Annotated in this window: 14 protein-coding genes and 1 tRNA gene; 8 read left to right on the forward strand and 7 right to left on the reverse strand. The window is 34.6% G+C overall.

The features are described 5' to 3' along the window. The first annotated feature begins 36 nt into the window (after positions 1–36). Entirely contained in the window at positions 37–7,230 is a 7,194-nt protein-coding gene (locus tag Ollyesu_RS08600) for a T9SS type B sorting domain-containing protein (protein ID WP_279300816.1), read from the forward strand. A 243-nt stretch (positions 7,231–7,473) separates the two neighbouring features. On the opposite strand, the gene Ollyesu_RS08610 is transcribed toward Ollyesu_RS08600, so the two are convergent. Beyond that, positions 7,474–8,994 carry an outer membrane protein transport protein gene (locus Ollyesu_RS08610; protein WP_279300817.1) on the reverse strand — a complete coding sequence of 507 codons (1,521 nt, stop codon included), beginning with the start codon at positions 8,992–8,994 and terminating at the stop codon, positions 7,474–7,476. 19 nt (positions 8,995–9,013) lie between these two features. Further along, complete coding sequence (locus Ollyesu_RS08615) at positions 9,014–10,009, reverse strand: hypothetical protein (RefSeq protein ID WP_279300818.1); 996 nt, start codon at positions 10,007–10,009, stop codon at positions 9,014–9,016. A 101-nt stretch (positions 10,010–10,110) separates the two neighbouring features. Between Ollyesu_RS08615 and proS the strand changes: the two genes are divergently transcribed. From proS to rpsT, 3 genes are all read left to right on the forward strand, one after another. Continuing rightward, the gene (gene proS, locus Ollyesu_RS08620; protein ID WP_279300819.1) at positions 10,111–11,589 is read left to right on the forward strand and encodes a proline--tRNA ligase; all 1,479 of its coding nucleotides are present in this window, start codon (positions 10,111–10,113) and stop codon (positions 11,587–11,589) included. 149 nt (positions 11,590–11,738) lie between these two features. Further along, positions 11,739–11,810, forward strand: a tRNA-Glu gene (locus tag Ollyesu_RS08625). A 33-nt stretch (positions 11,811–11,843) separates the two neighbouring features. After that, positions 11,844–12,095 (forward strand): 30S ribosomal protein S20, encoded by a 252-nt coding sequence (gene rpsT / locus Ollyesu_RS08630; protein ID WP_279300820.1) that lies wholly within the window; start codon positions 11,844–11,846, stop codon positions 12,093–12,095. A 169-nt stretch (positions 12,096–12,264) separates the two neighbouring features. Here rpsT and rho read toward each other — a convergent pair whose 3' ends face one another. Next, entirely contained in the window at positions 12,265–13,911 is a 1,647-nt protein-coding gene (rho, locus tag Ollyesu_RS08635; protein ID WP_279300821.1) for a transcription termination factor Rho, read from the reverse strand. A gap of 207 nt (positions 13,912–14,118) precedes the next feature. Here rho and Ollyesu_RS08640 point away from each other — a divergent pair, with 207 nt between their 5' ends. Next, entirely contained in the window at positions 14,119–14,532 is a 414-nt protein-coding gene (locus tag Ollyesu_RS08640) for a DUF4293 domain-containing protein (RefSeq protein ID WP_279300822.1), read from the forward strand. A gap of 58 nt (positions 14,533–14,590) precedes the next feature. Here the strand turns inward: Ollyesu_RS08640 and Ollyesu_RS08645 are convergent, their stop codons facing one another. Further along, positions 14,591–15,085 (reverse strand): metallophosphoesterase family protein, encoded by a 495-nt coding sequence (locus tag Ollyesu_RS08645; RefSeq protein WP_279300823.1) that lies wholly within the window; start codon positions 15,083–15,085, stop codon positions 14,591–14,593. 114 nt (positions 15,086–15,199) lie between these two features. On the opposite strand from Ollyesu_RS08645, the gene truA reads away from it, so the two are divergent. Both truA and Ollyesu_RS08655 read left to right on the forward strand, forming a co-directional pair. Then, positions 15,200–15,952 carry a tRNA pseudouridine(38-40) synthase TruA gene (truA, locus tag Ollyesu_RS08650; protein ID WP_279300824.1) on the forward strand — a complete coding sequence of 251 codons (753 nt, stop codon included), beginning with the start codon at positions 15,200–15,202 and terminating at the stop codon, positions 15,950–15,952. Between the two features lie 32 nt (positions 15,953–15,984). Next, positions 15,985–17,757: an ABC transporter ATP-binding protein gene (locus Ollyesu_RS08655; protein WP_279300825.1), complete on the forward strand. Its 1,773-nt coding sequence runs from the start codon at positions 15,985–15,987 to the stop codon at positions 17,755–17,757. 2 nt (positions 17,758–17,759) lie between these two features. On the opposite strand, the gene Ollyesu_RS08660 is transcribed toward Ollyesu_RS08655, so the two are convergent. From Ollyesu_RS08660 to folP, 3 genes are read right to left on the reverse strand one after another with little or no spacing between them, the layout of a single operon-like run. Next, positions 17,760–18,551 (reverse strand): diadenylate cyclase, encoded by a 792-nt coding sequence (locus Ollyesu_RS08660; RefSeq protein WP_279300826.1) that lies wholly within the window; start codon positions 18,549–18,551, stop codon positions 17,760–17,762. A gap of 35 nt (positions 18,552–18,586) precedes the next feature. Continuing rightward, positions 18,587–19,294 (reverse strand): hypothetical protein, encoded by a 708-nt coding sequence (locus tag Ollyesu_RS08665; protein WP_279300827.1) that lies wholly within the window; start codon positions 19,292–19,294, stop codon positions 18,587–18,589. Next, complete coding sequence (gene folP / locus Ollyesu_RS08670; RefSeq protein ID WP_279300828.1) at positions 19,287–20,111, reverse strand: dihydropteroate synthase; 825 nt, start codon at positions 20,109–20,111, stop codon at positions 19,287–19,289. Before folP ends, Ollyesu_RS08665 begins: the two co-directional genes overlap by 8 nt. Positions 20,112–20,227: 116 nt before the next feature. Between folP and Ollyesu_RS08675 the strand changes: the two genes are divergently transcribed. Beyond that, a complete protein-coding gene (locus Ollyesu_RS08675; RefSeq protein ID WP_279300829.1) occupies positions 20,228–20,770 on the forward strand; it encodes a DUF1599 domain-containing protein in 543 nt (180 codons plus the stop codon).

Below are 20,770 nucleotides of genomic sequence, written 5' to 3' on the forward strand. Positions count from 1 at the left end.
TTGTAATAGATTAAATTGTATTCTAAATATACTACAATGAAGAAATTTTTACTAGCCCTCATATTTCTAAATACTTATATCACCTTTTCTCAAGATGTATTAATGCAAACAACTACTGTTAATCAATGTGGTGGTGTGTTTTACGATTCTGGTGGAGCAGCTAATAATTATGCAGATGGTGAAAGTTTTATTTTGACTATTTGTCCAGACACGCCTGGTCAACAAGTACAATTAGATTTTACAGCATTTAGTACTCAATTAAATGCAGATGTTATGACCATCTACGATGGTGACGATACAACAGCTAATCCTTTTGGAACATATTCTGGTGGTGGAGCAGCAGCAAATCCTGGAATGTTTTCAGCAACTCCAACAAATCCTACGGGTTGTTTAACTATAGAGTTTGTTTCTGATGGAGCAGGAAATACTAGTGGTTGGGAAGCAAACATATCTTGTTATGAACCTTGCCAAACAATTATATCTCAAATAGACACTACAATGCCAGCTCCAAATGGAGACGGTTATATAAGAGTCTGTCCAAATGAAGAAATCATTTTAAATGGTAGTGCAACATTTTCAGTAGATGGTACAGGAGCAACTTACGAATGGGATTTAGGTGATGGAAATTTTATAAGTGGTCAATCCGCGACGTTTTCTTATCCAACACCTGGCGTCTATATTGTCAATTTAAATGTAACAGATACTAATACGGATCCTGGTCCTGGAGGTTGTACCAATGATAATTTAATTAATCAAGTAGTACAAGTAGGTACAGAACCTGATTTTGCTGGTACTCAGGCTGTAGATAATGTAATTTGTTTCGGAGATTCAACAACTATAAATGGTGTAGTAACTCCAACTGAGTTTATTAACGATTGTACACCTCCTGTAAGTGGTTTAACATCCCTTCCCGATGGAGGAGGTTTAACTTATGAAACCTCTGTGACAGTAGATTGTTATGATTCTGCGCAAACGCTAACAGATGTCAATCAAATTGTCGCTATATGTGTTAATATGGAGCACTCCTTTATGGGTGATTTAGATATAAATATTATAAGTCCTACAGGGCAATTAGCTGTGTTGAAAGGGTATCCTGGTGGAGGAGGTACTTATCTTGGTGGAGCTGACAACAATGACGATGAGGTACCTGGAGTTGGTGCAGAGTATTGTTTTTCTGTAACAGGTACAGTTACTTTAGAAAACGGACCTACAGTTATTGCTGGATCTAATCCTCCTAATAATTCTATTGTATCCGGAACATATTTACCCGAAGGTGGCTTTGGGCCATTATTAGGAAGTCCATTAAATGGAGACTGGACTATACAAATTATTGATAATTTAAATATTGATGATGGTACTATTTTTTCATGGAGCATAGAGTTTGATCCTAACTTACAACCACCAGAATTATCATTTACTCCTGTAACCGTTACTGAAGGATGGGATGCAGATCCTGCTATTGTAAGTACAACAGGTAATGATATTGTTGTACAACCTGCTACTGCGGGAACACATTGTTTTACTTACAGAACTACAGATGATTTTGGTTGTGAATATACTGAAGTTGTGTGTATCGACGTATTGCCAGAAATTGATAATGGTTTGCCAAGCGATTTGTTTTTATGTAATCCAGGTGCGCCACCTTATATTTTTGATTTAACTCAAAATGATGCTACTATTACTGCTCCTTCTGCTATTCCAGGTGATTTAGTAATTACTTATTATGAAGCTCAAGCAGATGCAGATAATGACACAGCACCTATAGCTACACCAGCTAATTATAGTTCTTCAGCAGTGTTAGGAGTGCCTCAAACCATTTATGTAAGAGTTGAATATTTAAATTCTGGGTGTTATGAAACTGAAACGTTTACTTTAAACATAACAACCCAACCAACAATAAATCCTGCTCCAGATATGGAGACTTGTGATGATCCTTCAAATGATGGGTTTGAACCATTTGATTTAGAGTCTCAAAATTTAGCTATTTTAGGGACGCAATCTTCTGCTAATTTTATAGTTACTTATCATTTAAGCTTTGCTGATGCAGATATGGGAGTAGGAGCTTTGGTAAGTCCATATACCAATACGGTTAATCCACAACCAATTTATGTTAGAGTTCAAGTTATAAGTGATGCAGCTTGTTATATTGCCTCTCCAATACCAGTCTTTAATTTAATTGTTAATTTAAACGATGATTCATCGTTTACTATGACGCCTAATTGTGCTGGAGGAACAGTAAGTGGAGTAGTTACTCCAGGTGGTACGTTTTCTTTTAACCCTGTTCCTACAGATGGTGCTACTATAGATTCATCAACTGGTGATGTAACTAATGGTGTCTCTGGAGCTAGTTATACTATTGAATATACGACTTCTGGAATTTGTCCAACAACAACTACTCAAGGTCTAACCATACAAACTACTGACGACCCTTCTTTCACACTACAACCAACATGCGATGGTGGTGTTGTAGATACAGTAACTACACCAGGTGGAACCTTTGCTTTTAATCCTGTTCCTACAGATGCAGCAGTTATAGATTCTACTACCGGAACTATTACAAGTGGTACATCAGGAGCAACTTATACAGTAGAATATACAACTAATGGTACTTGTCCAGATAACAGCACACAATCAGTTACTGTATTTCCTGCAGAAGATGCTACGTTTTCTGTAATTGAAAATTGTGATGGAGCAACCATGAATATTATTGGAGATATGGGTGGAACATTCGTATTTAACCCTATGCCGACAGATAGCGCAACTATAGATGCAACAACAGGAGAAGTAACCAATGGAGTTTCTGGAACCACTTATACCGTAGAATATACAACTTCAGGACCTTGTCCTGAAAATAGTTTCCAAAATGTTACTGTTTTAAACCAAGATGATCCTTCTTTTACAGTTCAAGCTAATTGTGATGGTGGAATTGTAGATTCTGTCGTTACACCTGGCGGAACTTTTGCATTTAACCCAGCAGTAACAGATGCAGCGGTAATTGATGTCAATGCAGGTACAGTAACATCTGCAACTCCAGGTGCAAGTTATACCATTGAATATACAACTGCAGGAGCTTGTACAGGCACTAGTACTCAAATTTTAAATGTGCTTTCTGCTGATGATTCCTCATTTACTTATACACCAACATGTGATGGAGGTGTAGTAGACACAGTAGCAACACCAGGTGGAACATTTACATTTAATACACCACCAGCAGATGCAGCAGTTTTAGACGCTTCATCTGGTTTAATAATAGGAGGAAATCCTAACTCAACTTATAGTGTTGATTACACGACTAATGGACCATGTCCAACAACAACTAATCAATCAGTAACTGTATATCCAGAACCTGTTGCAATAGCACCTACTCCACTTGAAGTATGTGATGATAACACTCCAGACGGATTCACATCTATAGACTTAAGCATAAAAAACAATGAGATTAGTGGAGGTAATCCAGCCTATGCAGTGACGTATTATCTAACGCAAATGGATGCAGATATGGAAGTTAATCCATTACCAATTCCCTACACAAATATTAGTAATCCACAAGTGATTTTTGTACGAGTTGAGGATGTTAATACAAGCTGTTACACAACTACAACCTTACAATTAGATGTCGAGCAAGCACCAGTAGCCTTTACACCAACCCCTTTAGAGTTTTGTGATCCAGACAGTGATGGTTTTGGCGTATTTACATTAAGTGATGCCGAAGCGGAAATCACAGGAGGCGCACCAGGCTTAACGGTTACTTATCACGAAACACCAAGTGATGCCCAAAACAACGTCAATGCACTAGCTAGTCCATACAATAATATTGTGGTAGACATGCAAACCATTTATGTACGCGTAGAAAGTTCAACAATAGCGACAGCTTGTGCTAGCTTTGTCGATTTAGTATTAATAGTAAACCCAACACCTCAGATTACAGACCCAAGCCCATTAGAAGTTTGTGATAACGATGCAGATGGTATAGCAATATTTGATTTAGAATTAAACAATGCAGAGATTTTAAACCAATTAGATACAGATGCGACTAACGATCTAGCAGCAGCAGACTATACCATCACGTTTTATGAGACTGCAGCCAATGCAGCAGTACCGCAAAACGCTATAGCCACACCTAATGCCTACACCAATACTACACCAGACATGCAAACCGTTTGGGTGCGTGTAGATGATAATACTAATGGGTGTTCTACCATAACCACTATGGATTTAATAGTCAATCCATTACCAGTATTAGTACAACCAGACCCATTAGAGTTATGCGATTACAATAATCCAGGAGATGAGGTAGAAGCTTTTAATTTAGAAGATGCTAATGCACAAATATTAAACGGACAAACGGGAATTACATTAACGTATTACGACACACAAGCAGGAGCAGACAATGCAATCGCAGCAAATCAGATTTTTAGCCCTTATACCAATACCATAGTTGCTCCAGCAACGTCAGCAAACCCACAAACAATTTATATACGTGCAGAAGATAATGTAACAGGCTGTGTTAGTACTATAACCTTAGATTTAAGAGTCAATCCTATCCCGTCACCAGTAGCCAATCCAACAGCACTAGTAGAATGTGATGACGATAACGATGGGTTTACCAGCTTTGATTTAGACAGTCAAACAGCAACCATATTAAATGGCGAGCCAGACGTTAGCATTAGCTACCACGAAACCCAAGCAGATGCGACCAATGACTTAAACCCATTAACCAGTCCATACACCAATATTGTAGCCAACAATCAAATGATATATGTTAGAGCAGAAAACGATCTAACAGGCTGTATTACCGTTGTTGTATTACCACTAGAAGTACAACCTTCACCAGTAGTACCAGTAGCTTTAGACGATTATATTGTGTGTGATGATAATAGTGATGGCTTCAATCAATTTGATTTTGATACGGTCATGACACCGCAAATCTTAGGAGCTCAAAACCCAGCAGATTTTACATTAACCTATCACACTACACAATTAAACGCAGAGAATGGTACCAGTCCAATTGTCAATACAGGCAACTATACCAATGCTACCAATCCACAAACTATTTATATCAGACTAGTTAGTAATACCAATGGATGTGTAAGTACAGGACAGTTTATTATACGTGTAGAGTTCCCACCAGTAATTGTGCAACCAACACCATTAGCCATTTGTGATGAGCTAGACGCTAACTATTATGAAAATAATGATGACATGGCAGTCTTTGATTTAACGGTTAAGAATGACGAAATCACCGCAGGAAACGTCAGTTGGATTGTTACCTATTACGAAACCCAAGCAGATGCACAAGCAGACACCAACGCTATAGTAGACCCAACCATGTATACCAATATGATGGTTAATGGCAATCCAGCCAATCCACAGACGGTATATGTTAGAGTTACAGATGAAGACACAGGATGCTTCAGTTTTACCACACTTACTATTCGTGTGTTACCAAACCCAACACCAACACCAAATCCAGATAATTTAGAGTTGTGTGATGATGTTAACGTCGTTGGTCCAAACGATTTAATAGAAATCTTTGATTTAACTACCAATGAAGTGGCAACCATTAATGGCGAAGCAGGAGTAAGCGCAAGCTACTATACAGATTTAAATGACGCCTTATCAGGAACCAATCAAATAGCAGATCCAACGATGCATACCAATGAGGATCCAGCCAATCCAGGCGTAGCCATCAATCCACAAACCATCTATGTACGTGTTACAAACGGGACAGATGCAACAGGAACAAGCGGAACAGGATGTTATACCATTGTTAGTTTTGATGTAATTGTCAATCCATTACCAGTAGTAAGTCCAATAGAAGATTATATCTATTGCGAACTATTTAACGATGGACAATACGGATTTGATTTAGAAAGTAAAACAGACGAGATATTAAATGGACAAGACCCAAGTATATTCACGGTAACCTACCATGAAACACAAGGTGAAGCAGACACAGCGATGAATGCATTAAGCAGTCCGTATACCAATACCAGTAACCCACAAACCATTTATGTAAATATTACCAATACGCTAACGGGTTGTGACACGACGACCAGCTTCAATATAGAAGTTCAAGAAGCCGCACAAGCCAATCCAGATATGGTACCAATCGTATATGAGATTTGTGATGATAATATGGAGACTGATGGAGATACGACTAACGACAGTGCTCAGTTTGATTTACTAACTCAAAACCCAGACGTGTTAGATGGACAAGATCCAGCCAACTACATTGTTAGCTACTATGCGACACAAGCAGATGCAGATGCAGGTACCAATCCAATACCATTCTTGTATGAAAATACGACCAACCCACAAGTCATTTATGTACGTGTGGATAACGACACGATGGTAGATGACGGTACAGGAACCGGAACCATGATAGACAGTTCTATTTGTTATGAAACTGCAGAAATCACCTTGCAAGTCAACCCATTACCAGAGTTTGATATAGACGATAGCTATTTGCTATGTATCAATACTAACGGAACAGAAGTGGTTAATCCACCAGTAATAGAAACAGGATTAAACACTACAGACTATACCTTTGAGTGGTTATTAGAAGGTGTTACCCTTGCAGGAGAAACCGGAAGTAGTTTAACACCAACACAAGGCGGAAACTATACTGTGATTGTTACAGATGTGACCACAAGTAGTGTTACGATGTGTCAAAACTCAGATACCACTATTGTAGAAGAAAGCGAACCACCAGTGGTAGACGCAGAGGTTACCACCGAAGCGTTTGCAGACGTCCATAATATATTAGTCACAGCCACAGGAAGCGGAGTCTCAGCTTACGAGTTTAGCTTAGATGATGGTGTATGGGAATTAGGTGTATTAAATACAGATGGCAGCTACACTTATACCTTTACAGATGTTGCAGGAGGCGATCATATAATAACGGTAAGAGACATCAATGGATGTGGAGAAACCAGTGTGCCAGTAACCGTAATGGACTACCCACACTTCTTTACACCAAATGATGATGGCTTTAATGACACTTGGAATATTTACGGAATCCAAAACCAGCCAGATGCAGTCATCTACATCTTTGACCGTTATGGTAAGTTGTTAAAGCAGTTAAGTCCAACCAGTCCAGGATGGGATGGAACCTTTAATGGTAACCCAATGCCAACCAGTGACTATTGGTTTACAATAGACTATAAAGAACCAAGTGATTTAACACAGCAAAAACAATTTAAAGCACACTTTACTTTAAAACGATAAGATTGCTTAAAAACATAAACATAAAAAAGCCTGAACATCTCGTTCAGGCTTTTTTAATACCATTAAGAACTAAAATTACTTTACTTCAAAAGTAAGTTTTAGATTTACTCTAAACTCAGTAACATCATCATCTTTAATAATAGTGATATAGAACGTATGTTTTTTACACTAATTGACAAATTATATAGACAAAAAAAAGTCCGAACTAGAAATTCAGACTTTTTAAATATTCAAGTATAAATTTTATAATTTAAAACCTAAGGTTAACGTAATGTTGGTATTATCATTATTGATGTTAGCAGCATTAATTAAGCCTACATTGTAAAGTTGTTCGTTACGCTCTTGGCTAGAATTACTATAAGCTAAATCCAAATTTATAGCATTAAAATTATAACCTAAGCCTAACGAATATCCAGTCAAATCTCCAACAGTGCTTCCATCTGCATAAGGGCTTTCTTCAAATCTATAACCACCTCTGAAACTAAATTGTTTTACCTTGTATTCTGCCCCAATTCTATAAGTAGAAGCAGCAGTTAGTGTATTTTCAATTATCGTGTTTTGTAAATCAAAATAAGTGTCAGATGTAGGTTTAAATTTAGTTTTACTATAATCTCTTCTAGAGTAATCAAAACTAATTAATCCTTGTGTTCCAAATACATAAGCTAAGCTTCCTGTGATTTTGCTAGGCGATTGTATTCTGTAGCTTGGAAATACATTTAAAATGTTAGGATCTACTATTTGATAGAAATCTCCATTAGTGTCATCTAAAACTAAAGTTTCTAAATATTGTGTAGTTTCTTCCCTTATGGTCATCCAGGTTGGAGAATCGTAAGTGAATCCAGCTCTTAGCTCGTTAGTTAGTTTAAAAATACTTCCTAATTGAAAAGAAAATCCAGAGCCATTAGTAGTAAGTGTGTTATCAAATAGCACTTCACCTACCGTTGAGCTTGCACTGGAATTAGATTCTAACAAACTAGTAAAACGGTTGTAGTTTAAAAAATGAGAATTAAGATTTAATCCCAAGTATATGTCATCCTCGTATTGAGCAGCCATATTAAAACTGATTTTTCCGTTATATCCTGTAGATGTATATAAATAATTTTGTTGAAATGAGTTACCAGTAATGTTACTAGAATAGTTAGTATTGTCATCATCAAATGAGTCAGGTTCTAATATGTAAGAATCATAACCTAAAAAGGCTTGTTGATGTTGATAACCAAATGCACTACCAATTTCTGAATAGGCTTCCGATGTGGTTTCACCTGGAAATGATGAGATTTCATCCAAACGTAATCCTTGGGCATTTGCTAAAAAATAATTTCCAATACTTGTATTACCAGTACCAATTGCTCTCCAATCATCTTCGTAATTTTTTGTATTATCAAAAGCTAATCCTAGTGAAAATTTTCTCCAAGGAGAATTGTTATTTTGGTTTTTAAATACAAATACAGCTCCACCTTGGGTTAAGTCAATTGTAGAGTTTGACGTGTTTCGATTACCGTTAAAGTAGTTAGTGTTATTGTCTTTACTATCACTACCCAATGAGATGGAAGCAAAACTAGTAGTAAAAACAGCGGAACCAGCTGGATTTAAGCTTATAGCACTTAAATCTCCACCTAGTGCTCCGAATGCTCCACCCATAGCTTGAAATCTTGCAGAACCTTTTATAGTTCCATCAGTATACCTTAAGGCGTCGTTAATATCTTGTGCTTGACTTATAGACATAGATAGGGTACCTATGACTAGCATAATTAATTTCTTCATAAACTATTTGTTTTAAATTTTAACCTCTACCTCTTCTTGATCCTCCGCTGCTACCTCTTGATGAAGAACTACTTCTTGTAGAGTTACTTCTAGAAGGTGAGCTTGTTCTAGGTGTAGAATTGTTGCTTCTAGGTCTTGACGAATTAGTTCTAGGTCTTGAGTTAGTACTCCTAGGTCTGGTAGTATTGGTTCTTGGTCTAGAATTTGTGCTTCTAGGTCTTGTGGTATTAGTTCTAGGTCTAGTAGTATTAGTTCTAGGTCTAGTAGTACTTGTTCTAGGCCTTGTAGTCGTATTAGTTCTTGGTCTAGTTGTAGTATTAGTTCTAGGTCTATTAACAGAATTTCTTGTACTTAAAACAGAACCTCTATTGGCAAGTGTTCCACGTCGTCCAGTGTTATAAGCAATTCCTCTTCTATAATAATTATTTCTATTAAATCCATTATACGCATAACCATAGTATGGTGGGCACCATGCATTCCAACCAAATCCAAAACCAGCATTCCAACCCCAACCATAATTCCAAGCGTAAGGATTATTCCATCCCCAATTGTTCCATCCCCAATTATTCCAACCCCAACCCCAACGATTGAAGCCCCATGGTCTATTCCACGCCCAAGGATTGTTCCAACCCCAACCAAAGTTATTCCATCCATTATCATATACGTTAATTACGACGTTTTCGTTAGCAGCTCCCCAACCACCATTTTGGTTTTCGCCATCTAAAGTTTCATCGTAAGTACCTTGGTAAGAATCAATGTCAGTGAAAACATCATCAGATTCATTATATATTTCAGCTTCTAAAGCTTTTTCTTTAAAGTAATTGGTGTAGTAATCATTATTAGTTTCTACTGGTCTAGCTTCCGTTTCTTGAACTTCAATTTGTGTAGAAGTTTCATAAATACCGTCACTTGTTTGTCCAACGTATTGATATGAGCCACATGAGCTTAAAGCCAATACAGCAAAAAGCGCCATAAAAGCAGGTATTTTGTTAGATAAGTAGTTAATTAATTTCATAACGTGTTGTTTTTAATTGTTGAACATTACAAAAATAGTTAGTTTTGTCGAACTATTTTATTATTTAACATAATCACAATATTTGTGCCAAAATACTGTATATGAGTAAAAAACTAACAAGTAGAGCCGAAAATTATTCCAAATGGTATAATGAATTGGTTGTTGAAGCGGATTTAGCAGAAAATTCAGCTGTAAGAGGCTGTATGGTTATCAAACCTTATGGATTTGCTATTTGGGAAAAAATGCAAGCAGAATTAGATAGAATGTTTAAGGAAACTGGTCATCAAAATGCATATTTTCCTCTGTTTGTGCCTAAAAGCTTGTTTGAAGCTGAAGAAAAAAACGCTGAAGGTTTTGCTAAAGAATGTGCAGTTGTTACTCATTATAGATTGCAAAATGATCCAGATAAACCTGGTAAATTAAGAGTAGACCCAAAAGCCAAACTAGAAGAAGAGTTAGTAGTGCGTCCAACGAGCGAAGCTATTATTTGGAATACCTACAAGGGATGGATTCAATCTTACAGAGATTTACCATTGTTGATAAATCAATGGGCAAACGTAGTTCGTTGGGAAATGCGTACAAGATTATTTTTACGTACAGCTGAGTTTTTATGGCAAGAAGGTCATACAGCTCATGCAACAAAAAAAGAAGCTTTAGCTGAAGCTGAACTAATGAATAATGTCTATGCTACTTTTGCTGAAAACTTTATGGCTATTCCAGTTATACAAGGTCTAAAAACAGAAAGTGAACGTTTTGCAGGTGCAGATGAAACCTATTGTATTGAAGCCTTAATGCAAGATGGTAAAGCGTTACAAGCTGGTACGTCTCACTTTTTAGGTCAGAATTTTGCCAAAGCATTTGATGTAAAGTTTACTTCAAAAGAAGGAAAGCAAGATTATGTATGGGCAACATCTTGGGGAGTGTCTACCAGATTGATGGGAGCTTTAATTATGACCCATAGTGATGACAAAGGATTAGTATTACCTCCAAATTTAGCACCTAATCAAGTAGTTATTGTTCCTATTTATAAAAATGAAGAGCAATTAGACGCTATCACTGAAGTAGTTAATGGAATAATGAAAGATTTAAGATCTAAAAATATATCTGTTAAATATGACAACAGAGATACGTTTAGACCAGGAGCAAAATTTGCTCAGCATGAATTACAAGGTGTACCTTTAAGAATTGCAATTGGTGCTAGAGATTTAGAAAATGGTACCGTAGAACTTGCTAGACGTGATACATTAACAAAAGAAATAGTACCATTAAACAATCTAATAAAAACAGTTGAAGATTTAATGACCGAAATACAAGATGCATTATTTAAAAAAGCATTAGATTTTAGAGAAGCACACATTACAGAGGTAGAATCCTTTGAAGAGTTTAAGGAGGTATTAGAAACTAAAGGCGGATTTATCTCTGCTCATTGGGATGGTACTACTGAAACAGAAGATAAAATCAAAGAATTAACTAAAGCAACTATTAGATGTATCCCTTTAGAAGGACAGTTTGAAAAAGGAGCTTGTGTCTTCACTGGTGCGCCATCTAAACGTCGTGTATTATTTGCAAAAGCGTATTAATGCAATTTTTTTCAATTTTTTTTAATTAGTTGTTGCAACATTTAAAAATAGTTGTATTTTTGCATCCGCAATGGAAACATTGAAGGTTATTTGAAAAAGATTGCAAGATTTAAATATTAAATTTATATTTGCGCTCTCAATAGCAAAATGGCCCGTTCGTCTATCGGCTAGGACGCCAGGTTTTCATCCTGGTAAGAGGGGTTCGATTCCCCTACGGGCTACAATTTTTTAATAAAAAAGAAAAAATAAACAAAATGGCAAATCATAAGTCATCGTTAAAAAGAATTAGAAGTAACGAAACTAAGCGTTTAAGAAATAAGTATCAGCATAAGACTACTCGTAATGCGATTAAGAAGTTGCGCGAGATGGATAACAAGAAAGAAGCTGTGGCTTTGTTTCCAACTGTTGTATCTATGTTAGATAAGTTAGCTAAGAATAACGTTATTCATGCTAATAAAGCTTCTAACTTAAAATCTAGTTTAGCTAAGCACGTTGCTGCTTTATAAACAGTTTTAGTTATATAATATTATAAGCGTTTCACTTTGTGAAGCGCTTTTTTTTATGCTTTAAATTTTGATGGTATTATTTAGCAATAATAGATTGTTAGGTAAAATGATGCCATAAAAAAAGCCTTAATTTGAATATTAAGGCTTCTTAGTTTATTGCAAAGTTTCTTTAACCGTTCATAGAGATTAAAAACTCTTCGTTATTTCTAGTTTGTTTAAATCTATCGTTTATAAATTCCATAGCTTCTACAGGATTCATATCTGCTAAGTATTTACGCATAACCCACATACGTTGTATTGTAGTTTCATCTAATAATATGTCATCACGACGTGTACTAGACGATGTTAAATCTATTGCTGGGAAAATACGACGATTAGATATTTTTCGATCCAATTGTAGCTCCATATTACCTGTACCTTTAAATTCTTCAAAGATTACTTCGTCCATTTTAGAACCAGTTTCTGTTAAAGCAGTTGCAATAATTGTAAGTGATCCACCATTTTCTATGTTACGTGCTGCTCCAAAGAAACGTTTTGGTTTGTGTAATGCATTAGCATCGACACCACCAGACAATATTTTTCCTGATGCTGGTTGTACTGTATTGTAAGCTCTAGCTAAACGTGTAATAGAGTCTAAAAGGATTACTACATCGTGTCCGCACTCAACTAATCGTTTTGCTTTTTCTAACACGATATTAGCAATCTTTACATGCTCATGTGCTTCTTTATCAAACGTAGAGGCTATAACTTCTCCACGCACATTACGTTGCATGTCTGTTACCTCTTCAGGACGCTCGTCTATTAGTAAAATCATTTGATAGACTTCTGGATGGTTTGCAGCAATTGCATTAGCCACATCCTTTAATAACATAGTCTTACCAGTTTTTGGTTGAGATACAATCATACCACGTTGTCCTTTTCCTATTGGAGAAAATAAGTCCATGATTCTTGTAGAAATGGTGCTTTGTTTTTCAGCTATGTTAAATTTTTCTTGCGGAAATAATGGTGTTAAATGCTCAAAAGCTACACGGTCTCTAACTACATTTGGGTTTTGACCATTGATTTTGCTAACCTTTATTAACGGGAAGTATTTTTCGCCTTCTTTTGGTGGACGTACATGACCTAAAACCGTATCTCCAGTTTTTAATCCAAATAAACGGATTTGAGATTGTGATACATAAATATCATCTGGTGATGATAAGTAGTTGTAATCTGATGAGCGTAAAAATCCATAGCCATCTTGCATGATGTCTAAAACTCCTTCACTTTCTATGATAGCGTCAAATTCAAAATCTGGTTCTCTGTAACGGTTACGGTTGTCTTTGTTACCATTATGTTGATTACCGTTTTTTTGATTTTTCTGATTTTTTTGGTTGTTGTGTTTTGGACGATTTTGTTGCTTGTTATCTTTTTGTTTCTCGTCCTTATTATCGTTAGCCTGTTTGTTTTTTTGATGATTATGAACTGGCTTTTTGTGCTGTGCTTTTTCTGGAGCAGTGTCATGAGATTTATCTTTAGACTCTAGCTCTGACTTTAAATCTAACTTAGATTGGTTAGTGTTGTCTTTTTGAGGCGCAGGTTTTGCAACTCTTGCTCTTTTAGGTTTTTGTTGTGTAGGTTTTGCTGGTGCTTGTTTTGCTGGTGCATCATCCTTTTTAACGTCTAAAACAGCTTTTGGATCTGCTGCTTGCTTGTCTAGTATTTTATATACTAAATCTAATTTTTTAAGTGAACGAAATTTTGGGACGTTCAATTTTTTAGCTATATCCTGTAATTCAGGTAGCTTCATTTCTTTTAATTGTGAGATTTCAAACATTGATGTTGAATTAACTTATGTAAAATAGTTTTTTTGAATTGATTGTTTCTTGAAGAAAATAAGATAAACTTCTGAAGAATTAACGTTCTGCTAGTGTGAGTGTTGCACAACGTTACTGCAATTATACGACTTTTATTTTAATTTTTTATTCAATATTTATAAAAGAAACTATATTTTTGTCATTCAATTTTATTTTGAAACTATAAAATGTTACAACGCATCCAAACAGTATACTTATTAATTGTAGCTATCATCTCTGGCGGATTGATTTTTGTCTTTGATTTATGGACTACTGCAAATGAGGTTGTTGTATTTGCAAAAGACGAGCTAGTTGTTTTTGGTTTGTTTTTAGGGTCTGCGTTATTAGCATTAATTTCAATATTTAGTTATAAAAACAGGAAATCTCAATTTATGTTGGGACGACTCAATCAGATATTAAACTTAATTTTACTAGGATTTTTCGTGTATCGAATACTAACCGCATCTGGAGAAGCAAATGATGTTTCTGAGAAAGGTGTTGCGATTTTCCTTCCTGTTATTTCTATCGTCTTTTTGATTTTATCAAACAGAGCCATTAAGAGGGATGAAGATCTTGTAAAATCTGTAGATCGTTTACGTTAAACCTAACATCTTAGTAGTATTAGTGCGAAAAAAACCCAAAGTGAAAGCTTTGGGTTTTTTATTTTCTTGGATATTCAATCACTTCCAAATGGTCAATTTTACCATTCTCTACAGTAAAACGAAGCATGGTTCTTACGTTATGAAACCCATGAATTCCGATTGCTCCAGGATTCATATGTAATAAACCTAATTTTTTATCTGGCATCACTTTTAGGATATGTGAATGTCCACAAATAAATAGTTTTGGAGGATTTACTTTTATTTCATCTCTCACTCTACTATTATATTTGTTTGGATAACCACCAATGTGTGTGATCCAAACATCAACACCTTCTATAGTAAATCGGTTATGTTCTGGAAACTCCACACGTGCTTTATTATTATCTATATTTCCCCAAACTGCACGTAAAGGTTTTAATTGTTTAATTTGGTCAGTGACGTTTAAATCACCAATATCTCCAGCATGCCAGACTTCGTCTGCTTGTTTGACGTGTTTTAAAATAGTGTCATCAATATAACTATGTGTATCTGAGAGTAACAGGATTTTTTTCATTTGTTGTTTTCGTGTAAGCGATACTCTTTTTAGTGTCTTAAATTTCTCTAAAACATTCTCACCTTAGTAGGAATAAAATTATCTTTGTTTTTTAAATGTAAAAATACAGCTTTCTTGCGCTATTTTATAGAACTCTCATACAATGGATCAAATTATCATGGTTGGCAAAATCAACCCAATGCTATTTCTGTACAAGAAGTAGTTGAGAAGGCATTGTCAACTATTTTGGGTGAAACTATTGTTGTAATGGGAGCAGGACGTACAGATGCTGGTGTACATGCCAAGCAATTGTTTGCACATTTTGATACAGATTTGGTTTTAGATTTTATAGCACTTAAATTTAAACTCAATTCTTTTTTACCAAATGATGTTGCTATTTGTTCAATTTTTAAAGTAAAAGAAGACGCACATGCCAGATTTGATGCTACAAGTAGAGCCTATTTATACAGAATTGCATTGCAGAAAAATCCTTTTAATGTAGATGCTGCTTATTACGTTAAGCAGACTCTTGATGTTAAAAAGATGCAGGAAGCCTCAGAAATTCTATTTAAGTATAAAGATTTTCAATGCTTTTCAAAAACAAATACTGATGTAAAGACGTATAATTGTGTAATAATGAAAGCCCATTGGCAAGTCATTGAAGACGAATTGCATTTTACAATAAAAGCAGACCGATTTTTACGTAACATGGTTCGTGCAATTGTAGGGACGTTAATTCAGGTTGGAATAGGTAAATTACAAGTTGAGGATATGCATACTATAATAGCTTCAAAAAATAGGAGCGAAGCAGGTTTTTCTGTTCCAGCACATGGTTTATATTTAACAGAAGTAGCGTATCCAGAGGACATAATATTAAAAGAAGACTAATTTATATATTTTCGTAATCACGAAAAGTAAACATGACAAAAACTAAAGAAAACATATTTGATCTAGGCTTATTTAAACGCTTGTTTAAATACACTAAACCATACAGAATAGTATTTTATAGCTTAATCATTTCAGTATTAATTTTAGGAGCTTTAAGTATTGCTACTCCTGTGTTACTTAGAGAAATTATTGACGAGCATTTAGTAAAAAACGACTTTAAAGGCTTTGTTAATTTGATTGTATTAATGATTGGTTTGTTGGTAGCTCAAGTGGTGTTTCAGTGGTTTTTTATTTTTTATTCGTCTTGGTTAGGGTTAAAAATGGTAAAAGATATTCGTGTGAAGTTGTTTGACCATATTCTAAGCTTTAAAATGAAGTATTTTAACACCTCTTCAGTTGGTGTGTTAATTACAAGAGCAGTAACAGATATGGAGCGTATATCGTCTGTTTTTGGTGATGGTTTATTTACTATTATCAGAGATTTACTAGTCATGGTAGTTATTTCTGGAGCTATGTTGTATTACAATTGGCAATTAAGCTTAATTGTATTTGTAACCTTACCAATAGTATTATTTGCTACAAAAATTTTCCAACGTTACATGAAACGTGCGTTTGAAGATGTACGTAATGAAGTGTCTAATCTAAACTCGTTTGTTCAAGAACGTGTAACTGGAATGAAAATTTTACAATTATTTACGCGAGAAGACACAGAATATAAAAACTTTAAAGAAATAAATAATCGTCATAAAAAAGCATGGTTAAAAACGGTTTGGTATAACTCTATTTTCTTTCCGATAGCAGAATTTTTAGGCTCCTTAACCACAGGTTTAGTGGTGTGGTATGGTGGATTAAATATTTTGGTTGAAGGTAGTAATGTCACACCTGGTGCATTGTTTATGTTTATTACTATGATACCTATGTTGTTTAGGCCATTACGTCAAATAGCAGATAAGTTTAATACCCTTCAAATGGGAATGATTGCCTCAAACCGAGTCTTTAAAATTTTAGACACCACCTCACATATTGACAATTCAGGTAGTTTAATTGCAGATAATTTTGAAGGTCATATTAACTTTAACAACGTGCATTTTAGTTATGTTAAAGATGAAGAAGTGTTAAAAGGAATTTCTTTTAACGTCAAAGCAGGAGAGACAGTTGCTATTGTAGGTGCGACAGGTGCAGGAAAAAGTACGGTTATTAATTTATTAAATCGTTTTTACGAAATTAATTCTGGAGACATCAACATAGACAATACAAACATCAAAGATTATACTTTAGTCTCATTAAGACAGCAAATTGCTGTGGTGTTACAAGATGTATTTTTGTTTGCAGATACCATTTTAAACAATATTACTTTAAATAATCCTAATATTACCGAAGCACAAGTAGTAAAAGCAGCAAAGGATATTGGAATCCACGATTTTATTATGAGTCTACCAAACGGTTACCATTATAACGTTAAAGAGCGTGGTGTGATGTTGTCTTCTGGACAACGTCAACTCATTTCATTTTTACGTGCCTATGTGACTAATCCAAGTATTTTGGTGTTAGATGAAGCTACATCCTCTGTAGATTCTTATTCTGAACAGTTAATACAAAATGCTACCGAGAAAATAACAAAAGGTCGTACATCTATTGTAATTGCCCACAGATTAGCGACTATCCAAAAAGCAGATAATATCATTGTGATGGATGCTGGTCAAATTGTAGAGCAAGGAACACATCAAGAGTTGCTTAAAAAAGATAATGGGTATTATAAAAACTTGTACGAAGTACAGTTTTTGCAAGCAGAAAAGGTGGCTTAAATTTAATCCAAATCCTTCTTCAAAATCTCAGCTAATTCTGTCGTGTCTTTAAATGGCAAGAATTCGCCATTTCTAAAACAAGAAATTTGTCCAGTTTCTTCACTTACAGCAATAGCAATTGCATCTGTACGTTCTGTTACACCAACTGCAGCACGATGACGCAATCCAAAGCGTTGCGGAATGGTCTTCTCGTTATTAACAGGTAAAATCACGCGCGTTGCTTTTACTATATTATCTTGGATAATAATGGCTCCATCGTGTAATGGACTATTTTTAAAAAAGATACTTTCTATAATAGGTTGAGTGACTTTTATATTCATCTCGTCACCTGTTCCAGCTAAAAAATCTAGGTTATTGTTACGTTCTAAAACTATTAAAGCACCAGTTTTTGAGCTACTCATTTTATTGCATGCAGCAATAACAGCATCAATATCTGTGATTGACGTTGAAATCCCTTCGGTTTTTAAAAATTTTAAATGTCTTAAAAAGCCACGTTTAGTAGAAAAGTTAGTCGAGCCAATCATTAATAAAAACTTTCTAACTTCCTGCTGAAACACTATAATTAAAGCAATAAATCCAACACTAATAAAGCCACCTAATATTTTGGTGAGTAATACCATTTGTAAAGCTTCAACCGTTAAATAGATAAAGTAAATCACTACAATACCAATAAAAATATTAATAGCAACAGTCCCTTTAACTAGTTTGTAGGCATAATAGAGGAGTAATGCTACTAAGACCACATCTATAATGTCAATCCAGCTAAATTTTAAAATGTCGTTAAATATCTCCAAGTAAATGCGGTTTTGGTAAATTTAGTAAAATTGGGTTAATAAATGAATTCATGATTATTAATCACCTTTTTATCATTTTTAAAATTTTCTAATTTTGATTTGACAGTTATGTAATCTTGAAAACTTAAATTTTTATTAATACCTATATTAATATTATGATAGTTAATGCTATGTTTATTGTCTTCAAATAATTCATAGTTAAAAATTGATTCAAGAGTATGATTTAATTGATGGATATTAGTTTTAGCATTAATAATTATGGAGTCAATATCAATATTGTCAAGATCTTCAATTATTATATTTATTTCATTTGAGTCATCTTCTGTTATTATTTCAGTATTTATACTGTCGTTGTAAGTAAAATGATATTCTACATCAGTAAAATCAATAAACCCTAAGTTTTTAATGCTAGTATCATTACAAGTAAAATAATTACGTGCTTTTTCATTTTTATGCATTGAGGCATTACGTTTTTTGTCTTGTAATTTAATAATAGAAGGTAAGGCTTGTTTCAAGGTTAATCGTTTATCGACATTAACTAACCAATTGGTAGAAATAATTAGATTTTTTCGGTTTAACTCGACACTATCTTGCTTGGTTTCATCATAAAAAATATAAGCAGGAGAGACGTCTAAAACCTTAGTGATTTCTGCATTTTGTATTTCTGGTAGTTGTACAATTTTTTCGTTTCCGCAGGAAAACAACAATACTATAAATCCAATAAATAATAGTTTGTTACGCATGTAATTGGTTATAAAGTGTGATACATTCTTGAGCTTCTTTAACATCATGCACACGTAATATTTTTGCACCTTTTTGTAAGGCAACCATGTGTAACGCAGTGGTTCCGTTTAAGGCTTCAGTAGCTGTAGTGTTTAGTGTTTTGTAAATCATAGATTTTCTGGACACACCAGCAAGTAAAGGTAAATTTGCAATGTTAAGTAGCTCAAAGTTGTTGAGTAATTCAAAATTTTGTTCTGTTGTTTTTGCAAAGCCAAAACCAGGATCTAGAATTAAATCGATAATTCCTAAAGTGCGTGCTTTTGCAATGCGCTCTGAAAAATAAAGATTAATATCTTTTATTAAATCATCATAATTAGTAAGTGTTTGCATAGTTTGTGGTGTACCACGCATGTGCATCATGATGTAAGGGACTTGTAATTCAGCAATGGTTTGCAGCATGTTTTGGTCTTGTAAACTAGCAGAAATATCGTTAATTAAAGCAGCACCAGCTTCAATACTTTGTTTGGCAATATAGCTTCTAAAGGTATCAATGGATAAAATAATTTTTGGAAATTTTTCAACTAATAATTCAACAATTGGTAAAAGACGTTGTAATTCTTCGTCTTCAGACACAAAAGGTGCATTTGGTCTAGAGCTGTAAGCACCAACATCTATAAATGTTGCACCTTCTTGAAGCATCGATTCGACTTGATTTAAAATTGAGGTTTCGTCTTTATAACGTCCTCCATCATAAAACGAATCTGGTGTGACGTTTAAAATACCCATCACTTTTGGAGTACTTAAATCTATAAGTTTACCTTTACAATTAATTGTCATTTATACCTTAGTAATTGGTGTTGGGATAATCGTATGAAAACTTTAAACCCTAAACCTTGAAGTTTAAATAATTTTATGCGAAATTTACACAAATTTCAATTCATAGTATATCATTTATGCAAGATACTTCAAAACAATACGATGCGGTTATAAAAACTTGTCGCGATCTTTTTATTAATAAAATGACTGATTATGGAAGCGCTTGGCGCATTTTACGTTTACCATCTTTAACCGATCAAATTTTTATAAAGGCACAACGTATTAGAAGCTTACAACAAAACGATGTGCGTAAAGTAGATGAAGGTGAACAAAGTGAATTTATTGGCATTATCAACTATTGTATTATGGCATTAATTCAGCTTAAAAAAGGCGTTGTAGAACAACCAGATTTAGAGGTTGAAGAAGCTATCAAGTTGTATGATAAAGAGGTCAAAGCGACAAAACAATTAATGCAAGATAAAAACCATGATTATGGTGAGGCTTGGCGAGATATGCGTGTTAGTAGTTTAACCGACTTAATTTTACAAAAATTACTACGTGTTAAACAAATCGAAGATAACTCTGGTAAAACCATTGTTAGTGAAGGGATTGATGCTAATTATCAAGACATGATTAATTATGCGATTTTTGCGATGGTTCATTTAAACGAAAAAGAATAA

Origin of the sequence: Olleya sp. YS (assembly GCF_029760915.1) — a bacterium.
GTDB lineage: Bacteria > Bacteroidota > Bacteroidia > Flavobacteriales > Flavobacteriaceae > Olleya.